At 50.8% G+C, this 15,946-nt stretch carries 11 protein-coding genes and 1 pseudogene; 7 read left to right on the top strand and 5 right to left on the bottom strand.

Annotated elements, in window-relative coordinates; all coding sequences use genetic code 11:
* Positions 1 to 671: 671 nt before the first annotated feature.
* The 3 genes from QZ310_RS12180 to QZ310_RS12170 all read right to left on the bottom strand — a co-directional run bounded on the left by QZ310_RS12180 (position 672) and on the right by QZ310_RS12170 (position 4,177).
* On the bottom strand, positions 672 to 1,427 hold the full coding sequence (locus QZ310_RS12180; RefSeq protein WP_297073204.1) for a succinate dehydrogenase/fumarate reductase iron-sulfur subunit: 756 nt from the start codon (positions 1,425 to 1,427) through the stop codon (positions 672 to 674).
* A gap of 17 nt (positions 1,428 to 1,444) precedes the next feature.
* Positions 1,445 to 3,424: a fumarate reductase/succinate dehydrogenase flavoprotein subunit gene (locus QZ310_RS12175; protein ID WP_297073224.1), complete on the bottom strand. Its 1,980-nt coding sequence runs from the start codon at positions 3,422 to 3,424 to the stop codon at positions 1,445 to 1,447.
* 78 nt (positions 3,425 to 3,502) lie between these two features.
* Positions 3,503 to 4,177: a succinate dehydrogenase cytochrome b subunit gene (locus tag QZ310_RS12170; protein WP_297073202.1), complete on the bottom strand. Its 675-nt coding sequence runs from the start codon at positions 4,175 to 4,177 to the stop codon at positions 3,503 to 3,505.
* A 389-nt stretch (positions 4,178 to 4,566) separates the two neighbouring features.
* On the opposite strand from QZ310_RS12170, the gene QZ310_RS12165 reads away from it, so the two are divergent.
* The 3 genes from QZ310_RS12165 to groL all read left to right on the top strand — a co-directional run bounded on the left by QZ310_RS12165 (position 4,567) and on the right by groL (position 7,558).
* Positions 4,567 to 5,277 (top strand): lysophospholipid acyltransferase family protein, encoded by a 711-nt coding sequence (locus QZ310_RS12165; protein ID WP_297073201.1) that lies wholly within the window; start codon positions 4,567 to 4,569, stop codon positions 5,275 to 5,277.
* 279 nt (positions 5,278 to 5,556) lie between these two features.
* On the top strand, positions 5,557 to 5,832 hold the full coding sequence (locus QZ310_RS12160) for a co-chaperone GroES (RefSeq protein ID WP_297073199.1): 276 nt from the start codon (positions 5,557 to 5,559) through the stop codon (positions 5,830 to 5,832).
* Positions 5,833 to 5,920: 88 nt separating this feature from the next.
* On the top strand, positions 5,921 to 7,558 hold the full coding sequence (groL, locus tag QZ310_RS12155) for a chaperonin GroEL (RefSeq protein WP_297073197.1): 1,638 nt from the start codon (positions 5,921 to 5,923) through the stop codon (positions 7,556 to 7,558).
* 114 nt (positions 7,559 to 7,672) lie between these two features.
* Here the strand turns inward: groL and QZ310_RS12150 are convergent, their stop codons facing one another.
* Together QZ310_RS12150 and QZ310_RS12145 are read right to left on the bottom strand one after the other, a co-directional pair.
* The gene (locus QZ310_RS12150) at positions 7,673 to 8,083 is read right to left on the bottom strand and encodes a DUF2442 domain-containing protein (RefSeq protein ID WP_297073195.1); all 411 of its coding nucleotides are present in this window, start codon (positions 8,081 to 8,083) and stop codon (positions 7,673 to 7,675) included.
* Positions 8,080 to 8,322, bottom strand: coding sequence for a DUF4160 domain-containing protein (locus tag QZ310_RS12145; RefSeq protein ID WP_297073192.1), 243 nt, complete (start codon positions 8,320 to 8,322; stop codon positions 8,080 to 8,082). The genes QZ310_RS12150 and QZ310_RS12145 overlap by 4 nt, the downstream gene beginning before the upstream one ends.
* Positions 8,323 to 8,599: 277 nt before the next feature.
* Between QZ310_RS12145 and QZ310_RS12140 the strand changes: the two genes are divergently transcribed.
* From QZ310_RS12140 to QZ310_RS12125, 4 genes and pseudogenes are all read left to right on the top strand, one after another.
* Positions 8,600 to 13,018 carry a pectinesterase family protein gene (locus QZ310_RS12140; RefSeq protein ID WP_297073190.1) on the top strand — a complete coding sequence of 1,473 codons (4,419 nt, stop codon included), beginning with the start codon at positions 8,600 to 8,602 and terminating at the stop codon, positions 13,016 to 13,018.
* A gap of 225 nt (positions 13,019 to 13,243) precedes the next feature.
* Complete coding sequence (locus tag QZ310_RS12135) at positions 13,244 to 14,344, top strand: TlpA disulfide reductase family protein (RefSeq protein WP_297073188.1); 1,101 nt, start codon at positions 13,244 to 13,246, stop codon at positions 14,342 to 14,344.
* A 188-nt stretch (positions 14,345 to 14,532) separates the two neighbouring features.
* Positions 14,533 to 15,300: a TIGR02757 family protein gene (locus QZ310_RS12130; RefSeq protein WP_297073186.1), complete on the top strand. Its 768-nt coding sequence runs from the start codon at positions 14,533 to 14,535 to the stop codon at positions 15,298 to 15,300.
* A 320-nt stretch (positions 15,301 to 15,620) separates the two neighbouring features.
* Positions 15,621 to 15,946: pseudogene (locus tag QZ310_RS12125) on the top strand (hypothetical protein); the annotation flags it as partial.

Here is a 15,946-nt window from a genome sequence, read left to right as displayed (position 1 = left end):
TGTTGTTGGTGTCGTTTTGTTTGCCTTTTGAGGGGCTTTGTTTTGTTTGACACTTCAAAATTACAACCAAAATCACTGAAATGAATATTTTTAATGCAAAAATATGTTAATTCAATGACAAAGTTGTTACAAATAGGTGTAATTAATTGAAAATCAAAGAGATGCGTGTTAAATAATAAGATTACAAAAATGTTACAGCGTAACAATAATTGTAATCCGTTTTGTAACAACGCCAATCTGACGCTCTTCAATCCGGGTTTGGGATATGTCGGGGCGGTGTGAGATTGATTTATGGTGTCTCACTTCATCCGGCCTCAGGTTCCTAATATTCCTAATATATTGTAGGTAGGGAAGAAAGGTTGCATCCTTTCATCTGGGTTTGTAGAGAATAGTCTTATCTGATTTATATAATATATGAGATATGTTTAAAAGTGTTCGTTAAAAAAATAGTAAATGTGTCAGTATGCAGGTATAGGGTTTGTGTGGAATTGACAATATCTTAATTCCACTGTATATAATGTCGTTTGTCCATGAAAAGTTCTCATTCATGACGATTTTAACCAAATTAATAAAAATTCCAAAAGTGTGGCGTAAAATTAACACCGTCCGTTAACCCCGGTGTCGGGGAAAACGGACGGTGTCGTGTAGGGTGGTTTATGTCGCGCGGTCTATCAGTCGGCGAATTTAGCCTTGATGAACTCGCGGTTGAGACGGGCGATGTTGCTCAGAGGAACGTTCTTGGGACATTCGGCTGCGCAAGCACCGGTGTTGGTGCAGTTACCGAAGCCAAGCTCGTCCATCTTTCTTACCATAGCGCGGGCGCGGCGAGCGCGTTCCACCTGACCCTGGGGGAGAAGTGCGAACTGGCTGACCTTGGCGCTGACGAAGAGCATTGCAGAACCGTTCTTGCAAGCTGCCACGCAGGCACCGCAACCGATACAGGTAGCTGAGTCCATGGCAACGTCGGCCACTTCCTTCGAGATGGGTATATCGTTGGCATCGGGAGCGCCACCGCAGTTGAACGATACGTAGCCGCCTGCCTGCTGGATCTGGTCGAAGGCGTTACGGTTCACCATAAGGTCGCGGATGACGGGGAATGCGGCCGAACGCCAAGGCTCGATGGTGATGGTGTCCTCGTTGTTGAACTTACGCATGTGGAGCTGACATGTGGTGATGCCCTGAACGGGACCGTGGGGGTGACCGTTGATGTAGAGCGAGCACATACCGCAGATGCCTTCGCGACAGTCGCTGTCAAAAACGACAGGCTCTTCGTTGCGGTCCACGAGCTGCTGGTTGAGCATGTCGAGCATCTCGAGGAATGAGCTTCCGGTCGAAACGTTCTCAACACGATAAGTCTGGAATGAACCCGGTTCTTTGGGGCCACGCTGACGCCAAATCTTGAGGTTTACATTTATAGTATGTTCCATTTGTCTTCGAAATTTTCTTATGATTTGTAGTTACGTGTTTGAACCTTGATTTCAGTATAGTTGAGAGGTTCTTTGAGAAGTACAGGCTTTTCGTTGTCGCCGGTGTATTTCCAGCAAGACACATACATGTAGTCCTTGTCGTTACGGGCTGCCTCACCGTCGGCGAGCTGATACTCTTCGCGGAAGTGAGCGCCGCATGATTCGTTGCGGTTGAGGGCGTCGATAGCCATCATCTTGGCGATAACGAGGAAGTCTTCGAGACGGAGAGCCTTTTCAAGCTCGGTGTTGAGGTCGTCGGCGCGGCCAACGATGCGGAGGTCGGTGTAGAATTCCTGACGTACCTTCTCCACTTCGTCGATTGCTTTAACGAGGCTCTTGAGCGTACGGCCCATACCTACGAGGTCCCACATCACATGGCCAAGGCGCTTGTGAATCTGGTCAGGCGACTTGGTACCCTTGATTGACATGAGTTTCTCGATGCGGGCACGGACTCCCTTCTCAGCTTCGTCGAATTCCTTGGAGTCGGTCGAGAAGTGGGGAACCTTAATCTGGTCGCTGAGGTAGTTCTGCATAGTGTAGGGGAGCACGAAGTAACCGTCAGCAAGACCCTGCATGAGAGCCGATGCACCGAGGCGGTTTGCACCGTGGTCGGAGAAGTTACATTCGCCGATTGCGAAGAGACCCTTGATTGAGGTCTGGAGTTCGTAGTCAACCCAGATACCACCCATTGTGTAGTGGCTTGCAGGGAAGATCATCATCGGGGTCTCGTAGGGGTTGTCATCAGAAATCATCTGATACATGTCGAAGAGGTTGCCGTAGCGGTCACGCACGACATCTTCACCGAGACGGTTGATGGCATATTTGAAGTCGAGGTAAACGGCGTTGCCTGTTCCGACACCGAATCCGGCATCGCAGCGCTCCTTGGCGGCACGGCTGGCGATGTCGCGGGGGCAGAGGTTACCGAAGGCGGGGTAGCGGCGTTCGAGATAGAAGTCGCGGTCCTCGTCGGGGATGTCGGTAGGTTTCTTCTTGCCTGCACGGATTGCCTCGGCATCCTCTTTCTTCTTGGGAACCCAGATGCGGCCGTCGTTACGGAGGGATTCGCTCATGAGGGTGAGCTTGGACTGGTCTTCACCGTGAACGGGGATACAGGTCGGGTGGATCTGAGTGAAGGCGAGGTTGGCAAGGTAGGCACCCTTCTTGAAAGCCTGGACAGCGGCAGAGCCGTTGCAGCCCATAGCGTTGGTCGAAAGGAAGAATGCACGGCCGTAGCCACCCGTTGCGAGTACGACTGCATGTGCGGCGTAGCGCTCGATCTCACCTGTGATGAGGTTGCGGACGATGATACCGCGTGCGCGACCGTCGATGATGACGACGTCGAGCATCTCGCGACGGTTGAACGACTTCACAGTGCCCTTCTTGATCTGACGGTTGAGTGAAGCGTAGGCACCGAGGAGGAGCTGCTGGCCGGTCTGACCCTTGGCGTAGAATGTACGGGACACCTGAGCGCCACCGAACGAACGGTTGGCGAGGAGGCCGCCGTATTCACGGGCGAAGGGAACACCCTGTGCAACGCACTGGTCGATGATGTTGTTTGACACTTCTGCAAGACGGTAGACGTTGGCTTCGCGTGAGCGGAAGTCACCACCCTTGATTGTGTCGTAGAAGAGACGATAGACGGAGTCTCCGTCGTTCTGATAGTCCTTTGCTGCATTGATACCACCCTGTGCGGCGATCGAGTGAGCGCGGCGGGGGGAGTCCTGGATGCAGAAGTTGAGCACATTGAAGCCGAGTTCGCCGAGGGTAGATGCAGCTGATGCACCGGCGAGACCTGTACCGACGACAATCACGTCGAGGTTACGCTTGTTGGCGGGGTTGACGAGCTTCTGATGAGCCTTATAGTTTGTCCACTTCTGGGCGAGAGGGCCCTCGGGAATCTTTGAATCAATTTGATATTCAGGAAGCTTGGAGGATTCGATGTCGGCGTAATCCTTCATGATGGGGGTAGAGTCGATCATACCCTCAAGGTTCTTAATGTCTGCCATATCTGTGATGTGGTATTGTTTACGATGAGATTAAAAACATCCGCTATGGGCACGGACTGTGAACACGATAGCTTCTGCAATGAAAAGAAGAACCACGATGGTAGTCCACCAGAAACCGATGGCCTTGAGGCGGGGGAGCCAGGTGTCGTTGTCCCATCCGCAGCTCTGGAACATTGACCAGAAGCCGTGGTTCATGTGGAACCAGAGAGCGATGAAGCCGATGATGTAGACGATGGGAGTCCATACGTTACGGAAAGCTTCGCCAATGAAGTAGATGCCGTTCTGAGGATCAGGGAAGTGCTGGCCCATGATTTCGGCGAGCTGCATTTTTGCCCAGAACTGGATCATGTGAACCACAATGAAGGCAAGAACAACGATGCCGAGCACGAGCATGTTCTGAGATGCCCACTCAACCTGTACGGGTTTGGTGACAACGGCATAGCGGTCGTTGCCGCGTGCCTTGCGGTTCTGGATTGTCAGCCAAAGGGCGTAACAGATGTGGATGATGAAGAGGGCTGCGAGGCCGAGCGATGCTACGAGAGCATACCAGTTGGCGCCGAGGAAGGCGCAGACGGCGTTGTAGCCTTCAGGCGAGAAGATAGCCACTCCGTTCATCAGACAGTGAAACGTGACAAATAGGACAAGGCAAATGCCCGTGAGAGCCATCACGAACTTCCTTCCTATAGATGAGCATGTTAACCACATAGTTGGAAATGAAATTAAAAAAATTATTAGATTGGATTTATGAAATTGAGCTATCGAAAACCGGCCTCTTGACCGGAGTAATGCTGTAGGTGAGCGGGCCGACCATCTGTCATAGTCGGCTTGATAGTGCAAAGTTACGTCAAAACATCGGTGTTTACAAGAATTAAAGAAAAATTTCTTTAACTGAGCGAAAGATTGTTTAACGTTCGGAAAGGCTTTGCCTTCACCCCCTCCTCCTATATATTATAGGTGGTGGCGGTGGGCGGTCGTCGGCAATAATAATTGCACATTTTTTGAAATTATTGGGAATAATGTGTATTTTTGTGAACGATTTCAACATCCTCTCCACCGTAAATTCTCACTCTTTTAAACTCCACCATTTCTCGGTTATGCTTATCCTCTATCGCATCTATCAGATTATAGTGATGTGTCCTCTCCTGATAGTGGCAACTATCCTTACGGCCGTGGCTACGGTCATCGGTTCAGCTCTCGGCTTCGGCCGCTGGTGGGGCTATTATCCTGAGATTCTCTGGTCGCGTTTGTTCTGTTGGCTTGCTTTTGTCAGGGTGACTGTCAGCGGACGCGAGAACATTGACCCGAAGGTGAGCTATATGTTTGTGGCCAACCATCAGGGTGCCTACGATATTTTCACCGTCTACGGCTATCTCGGCCATAACTTCCGCTGGATGATGAAGCAGAGTCTGCGGAAGATTCCCTTCGTAGGATGGGCCTGCCGGTGGGCGCAGCAGATTTTTGTCGACAACTCTTCTCCGGCTGCCACCCGCCGGACTATGGAGAAGGCCGAACGCCAGTTGAGCGGAGGAATGTCGCTCGTTGTCTTTCCGGAGGGCGCGAGGACATGGAACGGCGAGATGCGCCAGTTCAAGCGCGGTGCCTATCGCCTTGCCATAGAATTCAACCTCCCGGTTGTCCCCCTGACAATCAACGGGGCCTTCGATGTGCTTCCGCGGTTCAAGAAGCTTCCGGTCCCCGGACATATCCATCTGACAATCCACAAGCCAATCCATCCGACGGCCAACGGCCATGACCTTACCCGTCTGATGGAGGAGTCGCGCGCAGCCATAGCGTCGGCACTGTGAATTTGGAGACCGGAGCAATCGTGAGGGATTTGAACTTTATGCACCCCGGAGATGTTTCTAACAACGAGGGACCGACATACTGATTGCGTTGTATGTGCGGTCTTGACGTATGCCATGAACTTTACTCCACCGAATGAAGTTTTGACATTTTTGTCAGTCGTGACTGACAAGCCTTGCCTTTGGCACGGTTTATGCCATTTCTGATATGCGGACCGCTTTCCGGTCCATTGAATCTTTGAATAAATCATCAATATAATTAAATTATAATACAAAGAAACTATGAATATCAAGCCATTAGCTGACAGAGTGCTGATTAGCCCCACTCCTGCTGAGGAAGTTACCGCAGCCGGTATCATCATCCCCGATACAGCCAAGGAGAAACCCCTTCGCGGAACAGTCGTGGCTACCGGCAACGGTACCAAGGACGAGGAAATGGTCGTCAAGACCGGCGATGAGGTCCTTTTCGGCAAGTATGCAGGCTCGGAAGTTGAGCTTGAAGGCACCAAATATCTCATCATGCGTCAGAGCGACATTCTCGCTATCCTTGAAAAATAACAGAGAGTCTCTTTTTTTTTTTGACAATCTAAAGAATTCAATGCGATAATAAATTTACGCATACAACCACTTTAAACTATTTACGAAAATGGCAAAAGAAATCAAATTCGATATAAAGGCTCGTGAAGAGCTCAAAAAAGGTGTCGACGCTCTCGCCGATGCCGTCAAGGTAACCCTCGGCCCGAAAGGCCGCAATGTAATCATCGAGAAGAAGTTCGGCGCACCCCACATCACCAAGGACGGTGTCAGCGTTGCGCGTGAAGTAGAGCTCGAAGATCCCTTCCAGAACATGGGCGCACAGCTCGTGAAGGAAGTTGCTTCAAAGACAGGCGACGATGCCGGCGACGGTACCACAACTGCAACCGTGCTTGCTCAGGCAATCATCAATGTTGGTCTGAAGAACGTTGCTGCCGGTGCAAACCCCATGGATATCAAGCGTGGTATTGACCGTGCGGTTGCTGTCGTTGTCGAGGGCATCAAGGCTCAGAGTCAGGAAGTGGGCGACGATTTCAAGAAAATCGAGGACGTGGCCCGCATCTCTGCCAACAATGACGAGGCTATCGGCCATCTCATCGCCGAGGCCATGAAGAAGGTTAAGAAGGAAGGTGTCATCACCGTTGATGAGGCCAAGGGTACTGAGACTACTGTCGACATCGTCGAGGGTATGCAGTTTGACCGTGGCTACATCTCTCCCTACTTCGTCACCAACACTGAGAAGATGGAGTGTGTGATGGAAAGCCCCTACATCCTTATCTACGACAAGAAGATTTCAAACATCAAGGATATTCTTCCCGTTCTCGAACAGACAGCACAGTCCGGCCGCGGCCTTCTCATCATCTCCGAGGATGTCGATCAGGAAGCTCTCGCAACTCTCGTTGTCAACCGTCTCCGCGGTTCGCTCAAGGTTTGCGCAGTCAAGGCTCCCGGTTTCGGCGACCGTCGTAAGGAAATGCTTGAGGACATCGCAGTGCTCACCGGTGGCGTTGTCATCTCTGAGGAAAAGGGTATGCAGCTCACCGCAGCTACGGTCGATCAGCTTGGCCGTGCCGAGAAGATTACTGTCAACAAGGAGAACACCACTATCGTAAACGGTGCCGGTAACAAGGACGCTATCGCAGCCCGCATCGCCCAGATTAAGGCTCAGATTGAGCAGACCACAAGTGACTATGACCGCGAGAAACTTCAGGAACGCCTCGCCAAGCTTGCAGGCGGTGTTGCCGTCCTCCACATCGGTGCTCCCAGCGAGGTCGAGATGAAGGAGAAGAAGGACCGCGTTGACGACGCTCTTTCTGCAACCCGTGCAGCTATTGCCGAGGGTATCGTCCCCGGCGGCGGTGTGGCATATATCCGTTGCGTGAAGTCTCTTGAAAACCTTAAGGGTGCAAACGACGACGAGACCACCGGTATCAACATCGTTCTCCGTGCCATTGAGGAACCCCTCCGCCAGATTGTTGCCAATGCAGGTGAAGAGGGTGCCGTGGTTGTCCAGAAAGTGAAGGACGGCAACGCTGACTTCGGCTACAATGCTCGCACCGGTAACTACGAGAACCTTCTCGCAGCCGGTGTCATTGACCCCGCCAAGGTTACCCGCGTGGCTCTTGAGAATGCGGCTTCGATTGCCGGAATGTTCCTCACCACTTCCTGTGTCATCGCCGACAAGAAAGAGGAGAACCCCGCTCCCGCAATGCCCGCTCCCGGAATGGGTGGCATGGGCGGCATGATGTAAAAAATCATATCCGCTGATAAACGGAACTTATAATACAACAAAAGTCCGTCTGCACAGTGCAGACGGACTTTTGTTGTATTATATTAATGTGGTTAGTGCCTAAGGTCGTTTTTTCTAAAAATTTATCCGTATCAGATCCTGTCCTAATGCGTGGATGCAATCGAGAATCTCTTTTTCTCTTTCCTGTGAGGGCTTTTTGAATCCGTTGATATAGTTTCGAAGCAAGGATGCGTTTATACCGATATGCTTTGCAAACCCTGCAATGTTGATTTCAGGGTGTGTGAGGAAAAATTTCTGCATTGGCGTCGGTTCAGTATCTTCATATTCAAAGCTTTCAAAGCTGATGTCCTCGTCCAGATTGCGCCAGTGTATGCCATCGAATCCGAAACGGTATTCCGAACGTTCCAGGTCCGAAGCGTTGAGTAACTTCGGATACCAGAGGAGTGACTGGCTCACGGTTTGTCCATCGTCAGTTCTTCCGTAGATATGTTGGCTGTCAAACCATATTTCCGTAATCTTGTTCATTCAAAATATTCTTTCCAACGTTTGATGATAATATCCTGATTCTCTTTTATGATTTTTCTGATTCGTTTCAAATCATTCGGTTTGATATTTATGAGTTCTCGGATGATAAAGCAATCTTTATCCTCGTCGTAATCAAAAATCACTTTTCCTTCGGCTCCTTCAACATGGACGTGGATTGGTTCATGCTCTTTGCTGAAGAAGAAAAATGAGAAACCGAAAAATCTGAATAGTTCTGGCATGGTGGTTTTTATTGTTTAAGGTTTGATACGCAAAGATAGGTATTATTTTTGATACCTGTGCAAACAGAGTTGTTAAATCTTTCGGAGTAAAATTTGAATTCTTATTTATCATAACGCTTGTAAATTAGCGAATTAAGTTGTAGATTTGCAATCGTAAAGTCTAATATCGCTTGTTTTGAGTGTATAAATCACAATAGAAATTACAATAACTCTTACCTCCGGAATTAACTATTTTATTATCAATAAATTTAATACCAATCATTACAAATTTTTACTCATGACAAAAAGAATCTGGAATGTTGTCCTTGTTCTGGCGTGTCTGCTGGGCTACCAGTCCGCGCGTGCTGACTTCAAGGACATCAAAGTGGATCTGACTAACGGAAATCTTTTGACCGAACAGGAGATTGCCGACAAGTCATTGACCACATTCGGAGTTGCCGTCGGTGCTGACGGTTCGGTTTCGCGTGTTACAGCAGATGATGCTGCGGCTGCGATAGTGCTTACAGGTAAATTTCACACCAATGAGCATGGTTGGGGCAATTTCACTTCGACCGTGAAAGTCGAGGGTCCCGTGAAGGTTTCAATGGGAACCTGCGCCTGGGGTAGTGATGTAACTGTTAAAAATGAAGCCGGCGAGACAGTCGCTTCATTCAACACAAACACCGGCGCCTGCTACCACAACGACAAGGCTGCCAATATCGCTTCGGCTACCTACAAGGGTGGAGCTGCTACGCTCACTATTTCCGGAGGTGCCTACACCCCCTACATCGCAGTAGAGGCTGTAGACCCTGCCGACCTTGCTGAAGAGGTTGAGGTTTCCTTCGGCTTTGGCGAATATGCCGATGCCGGTGTCCTCCCTGCAGGTGAGAAGGTTGAGATAGGCAAGACTTTCACCATTCCTGCAAACTTCACAATGTATCAGGAAGGCAAGACCCTTGTCGGTTGGACTGACGGAAGCAAGAACTATGAGATTGGTGAGGTCGTGACTGTATCAGGCGCACTCGCACTCACTCCAGTCTTCGTCAACAACACCGTGACCCTCGCTGACCGCACCGATGCTGTGACTCTCCGTTGGGACTTCCAGCGCAAGAACGGTGCGCCGACTGTCGGTTTCCAGGGTGTCAAAGGTTTCTGGGTGACTCAGGCGAAGATCGGTACCGAGACAATCGATGTGAAGCTCGATTTCGATACCCACAACGGTAAGATTGCAAATGCCAACTGGAACGACTGGGCACAGATGAACAATGGTACCCTCTTTACTGCTCCTGCATGTAAGGGCGCGGTTGTTTCGTTTGAATCTTACAGCCCGACAACTTCTACAACTGTCGACGGTCAGAATGTTGCCAACGGATCTAACACTCCTTCTTTCACTTGCGCCGGAAATCCCGAGACTGTTGAAATCGTGATTGGAGATGGAAGCTACTATCGCTACATTCAGGTTGAACTTCCGGTCGTTGAGTCTGCCGGAGGTGAGGTGTTCACCAAAGAGGCCGCTTCTGCTGTATGGTCATTCAATGAGACTGCTGAAGCATATCAGCTTACTCCTGCAAACGTGTTCTCCTTTGCTGCTGTCAACCTCGGTGGAGCAAACATTACAGGCCAGGGCACAGGTCAGGCTGTCGATGAAAACGGTAATACCGTTACATTCCTCAAGGTTAGACCCATGACAGATGCCAAGGATGAGGTGGAATGGACTCTCAAACCCGCCAAGGGACTTACATTTACTCCCACTAAGGTGAGTGCCTACATCCAGCGTTTTGGTACCGATGCTTCAAACGGTGTCACAGTGAGCGCAAAGAAGGCAGATGGTGAGAAAATCGAGCTCGGCAACTTCACCGCACCCCGCAACAATAAGCAGCAGAATGAAGATAAATATGGCTCGAATGACAACTACACAAATCGCTTTGTGATTGAGCTTACTCCGGCGCAGCAGGCAGAGCTTGCTTCGACTGAAGGTTTCTCGCTCTTCGCCACCATCGGTGTCGGCAACACCAAGGAGGGCGGTTTCAGCGATGTCCGTATTGAAGGTGTCGTAGACGGTGCTATGGAGGAAGTGGCCAAGTTTACTCTTTCGGCAGTGGTCGCTCCCGAGGGTGCAGGTGTTGTCAGCATCTATCCCAAGGCTGATTCCTACGACAATGGTTCTGTCATTAAAGTCTCTGTAGAGAAAAATTTCGGCTATAAGTTCGTGAATTGGACAGATGCTTCCGGTAAGGTTGTGTCTGACGAACTTTCTTTCTCCTATGAAATCGGTGCTGACACCGAACTGACAGCCAACTTCGAGAAGCTTACAACCTATGCGCTCGACTATGGTGTTGAGGGCGGAGCTAACCTCTACATGGTTCAGCCGCAGCCCGCACCCGTGGTTATCGACGGTAAGAACATGTATGAGGAAGGCACTGTCGTGACCCTCACAGCAAGCGGCAACGACATCCTCACCTTCACCAACTGGAGCGACGGCGGAACATTTGCCGAAACCAAGGTGACAATGGATGGCGACAAGTCGCTCACCGCCGTTTACTCTGCCGTTGACTACATCGTCGGATGGGACTTCTATCTCGCAGGTGCCAATGGTCGTCCCGCTGACTTCGCCTCGACTCCTGAAAATGAAAGCGCCACCCTCGTGCTCCGTGATGCCGAAGGCAACACTCAGGGCTGGCTTGACAAGTCGACTGTCGCTGCCGGTGGCTACGAAAGCTTCGCAGGTGCAGCCGTCAACTGGAAGAAGCTCGGTCAGTACTACTATCAGACCAAGATCAACGCACGCGACTTCTCCAACATCAAGGTGCAGGCCAAGATGATGTATAACTACAACGCCTACACCACTCAGGTGCTCGAATACTCTCTCGATGGCGAGACTTGGAACGAGGTGACCCGCATCACCATGGAAGGTGCCAAGACTCAGAACGAAATCGCCGGTGCTCTTCCCGCAGCCGCCGACCATGCCGAGAATCTCTTCATCCGCTGGCGTCCCGATCTCGACGGCGCAGTTGACGGAACCGTTGCCGCTGACAATGACGGCACAGCAATCTCTGCCATCTACATCACTGCCGATGCCGAGGTCTACAACGACGGTGTCGCTCCCAAGCTCATCTCTTCTGTTCCCGCCGACAATGCTGCAGGTGCATCTTCCACCGGCCGCATCGTCCTCAACTTCGACGAGAAAGTCAAGCTGACAGCGGCTGCCAAGGCCACTCTCAACGGTCAGGCACTCGAGCTCGCAGTTTCCGGCAAGACCGTGACCGCCAACTACCGCAACCTTGACTATGCTACCGAATATGTCTTCAATCTCGCAGCAGGTTCTGTCAGTGACGCCGCCGGCAACACCATGAGCGAGGCTGTGAAGATTACATTCACAACCATGAGCCGTCCGACCGTTGCAAAGGTAGCCTTCGACAAGGAGGTCACCAACGCCGCTGAATTCCTTGCAGCTCTTGAAGCCGCAAATACCCGCAGCGACAAGGGCACACGCTACCGCATCTTCCTCCACAACGGAACCTACGATCTCGGCAAGGCTACTCTGACCGGCATCTCCGCATCCAACATCTCGCTCATCGGTGAGAGCCAGGAAGGTGTCGTCATCGTCAACAAGCCCGAAGTTGAAGGTATCGGCGTGACAGCCACTCTCTTCAACACCAGCACCGGTCTCTACATGCAGGACATCACCATCAAGAATGACTATCCCTACGCCAACACCACCGGTCGTGCTGTCTGCCTCCAGGACAAGGGTAACAAGACTGTGGCCAAGCGCGTGACACTCCTTTCTTATCAGGATACATACTACAGCAACAACTCATCTTCACGCTTCTACTGGGAGGATTCTGAAATCCACGGAACAGTCGACTTCCTCTGCGGCGGCGGCGACGTTTACTACAACCGTGTCAACCTCGTTGTCGAGAACCGCTCGGGCAATGTGATTGCAGCTCCCAACGGTCAGCTCAAATACGGTTATGTATTCCTTGACTGCGAAATCAATTGTCCCGCAGGTGCCGAATCTGTTGTCAACGGTTCTTACCGTCTCGGTCGTCCTTGGGGTGCCAATGCCCGTGCGCAGTACATCAACACCCGCATGAACGTCATCCCTGCAGCCGACGGTTGGGGTGAGATGGGTGGCAACAAGCCCGAAGTATTCGCTGAATACAACAGTACAGACAAGAATGGTATCGCCGTTGATCTTGCTTCCCGCAAGGTGAAATTCGACGGTGGCACTCAGGCAAGCGCTGTCCTCACCGAAGCTCAGGTTGCCGAACTCAGCGTCGAGAACGTCATGGGCGGTTCTGACGAATGGAACCCCCTCGGTCTCACCGAACAGGCTCCCATCGTCACCAACCTTTCACTCGAAAACGGTCTCCTCACTTGGGACAACAGCGACTACGCCGCATGTTGGGCTGTATGCCGCAACGGTCAGGTAATCGCCTTCACACTCGAACCCGAATTTGAGATTGCCGAGAGCCGTGCCGATGAGGCTGTCTACTCAGTCCGTGCCGCCAACGAGATGGGCGGTCTCGGTGACGCTGTCGAGGTAGGCGGTTCCACTTCCGGTATCGACTCAGTAGGTGCTGACGCAGAAGTAGTCTCCACTGTCTTCTACAATCTTCAGGGTATCCGTGTCGGCAACGACGCCAAGGGGCTCCTCATCAAGGTCGACACCCTTGCTTCAGGCCGCACAGTGACCACCAAGGTTATCGTGAAATAAGCTTCGGTCATCGTGAAATAAGCCTCTGGATATTTCAGTATCAATTTCATAATCATTGTGCCTGACGGACTCTTCCGCCAGGCACTTTTTTTCTTATCGATAAGTCAGCTGATAGTCCTGTATCAGCAGATTCCGGTATAATAGACCCTGAAACCGTTGCTTTTGACTTTGGCTGTTTGGTGGATTTTAGTTACTTTTGTCGCATATAAAGATTAAAACCTTATTATGAACAAGAAATCAATGATTATGCTCTCGGCTGCGATGATGGCCGTCAGCGCCTGTGGACTGCAGGCTCAGCCCAACTACACGGTGACTCTGCCGGTTTCGGAAGAACACAACAATACAATGGCATATCTCTATGATTGGGACAACGATGCCAAGCTCGATTCGATGGTTGTCACTGACAAGCAGGTTAAATTTGCCGGTCACGTCGATGCTCCTTTCATCGGTCGCATCATTGTGAACGGTGCCCGCGGACCTATCTTCATTGTGGAAGAAGGAAATATTGTCATCGGGCCTGCCGGTGATGACTCCCGTACTCCTCTCAATGCAAAGATGACGGCTTATTCCAAAAAGATGAATGATATTGTCAAGGAATTCCGTGCTCTTGACCAGAATGATTCCACTCAGGTTGCTAAAGGCGTTGAGCTTGAGAAAGAATATACAGCCATTCCCCTCAAAGCCTACGAGGAAAACAAGGGTAATGCCCTTGGGCTTTATTATTTCATTCAGCTTGCCAATGACATGGAGCTTTCAGAACTTGACGCAGCGATGGCGGCCGACAAGGCTGTTGCACAGTCAAAACGGGTGCAGTCTGTGCGCAAGGGTAAAGTGGCCAAAGCTGAGACTTCCGAAGGCAAGCACTACAAGGACTTCACCGTCACCTACAATGGAAAGGAAGAGAAACTCAGCGATTATGTGAAGCCGGGCCGCTACACTCTCGTTGACTTTTGGGCAAGCTGGTGTGGTCCCTGCATCCGTCAGACCAAGGTCATCAAGGAGCTCTACAACAAGTATAAGGACAAGGGTCTCGATGTCCTCGGCGTTGCCGTCTGGGATGAGCCCGACAATACCCTCAAGGCAATCAAGAGCCACGGTCTCGAATGGCCCTGCATCATCAACGCTCAGTCTGTTCCCACCGAACTCTATGGCATTTCAGGCATCCCCTGCATCATCCTTATCAATCCCGAAGGCATCATCGTGTCGCGCGACAAGCAGAGCCAGGAGCTTATTGATGATGTCGACAAGGCAATGGCCGGTTTCGAACCCCAGGCCCTCGTCGCTCCCGCCGAAGTAGCCAAGGATACCGCAGCAGTGATTTTCTAATATCAGAGTAATCAGGATTATCAGAGAAAATTATCAGAGCAATCAGGATTATCAGAGAAAATTATCAGAGCAATCAGGATTATCAGAGCAATCAGGATTATCAGAGCAATCAGAGTTGTCAGAGTACTCTGATAGCTCTGATAACTCTAATCCCTCTAATTCCTCCCCAAAAAAACTTATCCCAACAAATGACTGAAAGAGATCTTAAGGATCTTCTTGATACAGAGGCGGCGAGAATCAACTCGCCGTCTTTTATTGATGATGATCCCGTTCAATTCCCGCGCAGGTTTTCCGACCTCCGCGACATAGAAATATCGGCACTATTGACCTCGGGCATCGCCTGGGGCAACCGCAAGATGATATGCCGTGACTGCGACCGCCTCCTGTCGCTCATGGACAACAAGCCTTACGCCTATATGATGGACCGTGGCTATGAGGACCTCCCTGACGGACAGAATATCCACCGCACTTTCTTCACGCAGCATCTCAAACACTATCTGCGCGGACTCCGTGCCATCTACTCGCGCCACGGTTCGCTTCTGGATTTTGCCCGCAGCGAGGATATTGCGTCATCCGAGGCTCCGGCATGGAAACTTGTCGAGGGGATAAACCGCGTGCTTGTCGAAACTGATCCGGCCAACACTGACCTTGCGTCGCGATGCCTTCCGCAGAATCTCACGACAACGGCTCTGAAACGTGTCAACATGGCTCTCCGCTGGTTGGTGCGCAACGATGGTATCGTCGACCTCGGCGTGTGGGATGTCATAAATCCCTCGCAACTGTTCATTCCGCTTGACGTGCATGTGGGCGACATCTCCCGCGAGCTCGGACTGCTGACCCGCAAGGCCAACGACCGCCGCTCGGTCGATGAGGTCACCGCCCACCTCCGCCGCTTCAACCCTACCGACCCGACCATCTACGACTTCGCCCTCTTCGGCATCGGCATGAAACTCTAACCATCCAGTGCAATCTGCGGGAAGGGTACATAAGGACAAAAGGCCAGAAGGTACAAAAGATTATTATACTTTTGTCCCTTATGCTCTTTTGTGCTTTTGTATCCAAACTGCGAGAAGGGTACATAAGGACAAAAGATCAGAAGGTACAGAAGATTAAATTGAAGTAAATTATACTTTTGTTTCTTATGCTCTTTTGTGCTTTTGTATCATATTTTTCTGTAAGACTGGTAGTTAACTTCATGGCCTTATAAAATTCTTTTGTTCCTTATGCCCTTTTGTGCTTTTGTATCTCTTTTTATTCAGATGGAACCCCAAAAAGAATGACTGACAGGTGTCAATTTCGTGCTGACTGGCATGACTATAACGATGGCATTTACTTTGTGACGATATGTTGCAAAGACAAATCGCACTACTTCGGAGCCATAGAAAATGGCGAGATGCGCCCATCCCTCCCCGGTACAATCATCGACCGACAGATCGCCGCACTCCCCACACATTTCCCAGGCCTCGAACTCCTCAACCATGTCATCATGCCCAACCACGTCCATATCATCCTCTCCGTGTCCCCGAAGCCGGTGGGGACGCTTCCGGTGGGGACGCTTCCGGTAGGGACGGATTGGGAGGCTGTTGCGGACGCTTTGAAAAG

The organism is uncultured Duncaniella sp., assembly GCF_910577345.1.
Taxonomy (GTDB): Bacteria; Bacteroidota; Bacteroidia; order Bacteroidales; family Muribaculaceae; genus Duncaniella.
The sequence above is the reverse complement of the archived record's forward strand: the minus strand, read 5'-3'. Positions and strand labels throughout refer to the sequence as shown.

What these genes read in the sequence shown, in the direction of transcription:
- QZ310_RS12180 (WP_297073204.1), bottom strand. Translation starts at nt 1,427, where the DNA reads ATGGAACATACTATAAATGTAAACCTCAAGATTTGGCGTCAGCGTGGC.
- QZ310_RS12175 (WP_297073224.1), bottom strand. Translation starts at nt 3,424, where the DNA reads ATGAAGGATTACGCCGACATCGAATCCTCCAAGCTTCCTGAATATCAA.
- QZ310_RS12170 (WP_297073202.1), bottom strand. Translation starts at nt 4,177, where the DNA reads ATGTGGTTAACATGCTCATCTATAGGAAGGAAGTTCGTGATGGCTCTC.
- QZ310_RS12165 (WP_297073201.1), top strand. Translation starts at nt 4,567, where the DNA reads ATGCTTATCCTCTATCGCATCTATCAGATTATAGTGATGTGTCCTCTC.
- QZ310_RS12160 (WP_297073199.1), top strand. Translation starts at nt 5,557, where the DNA reads ATGAATATCAAGCCATTAGCTGACAGAGTGCTGATTAGCCCCACTCCT.
- groL (WP_297073197.1), top strand. Translation starts at nt 5,921, where the DNA reads ATGGCAAAAGAAATCAAATTCGATATAAAGGCTCGTGAAGAGCTCAAA.
- QZ310_RS12150 (WP_297073195.1), bottom strand. Translation starts at nt 8,083, where the DNA reads ATGAACAAGATTACGGAAATATGGTTTGACAGCCAACATATCTACGGA.
- QZ310_RS12145 (WP_297073192.1), bottom strand. Translation starts at nt 8,322, where the DNA reads ATGCCAGAACTATTCAGATTTTTCGGTTTCTCATTTTTCTTCTTCAGC.
- QZ310_RS12140 (WP_297073190.1), top strand. Translation starts at nt 8,600, where the DNA reads ATGACAAAAAGAATCTGGAATGTTGTCCTTGTTCTGGCGTGTCTGCTG.
- QZ310_RS12135 (WP_297073188.1), top strand. Translation starts at nt 13,244, where the DNA reads ATGAACAAGAAATCAATGATTATGCTCTCGGCTGCGATGATGGCCGTC.
- QZ310_RS12130 (WP_297073186.1), top strand. Translation starts at nt 14,533, where the DNA reads ATGACTGAAAGAGATCTTAAGGATCTTCTTGATACAGAGGCGGCGAGA.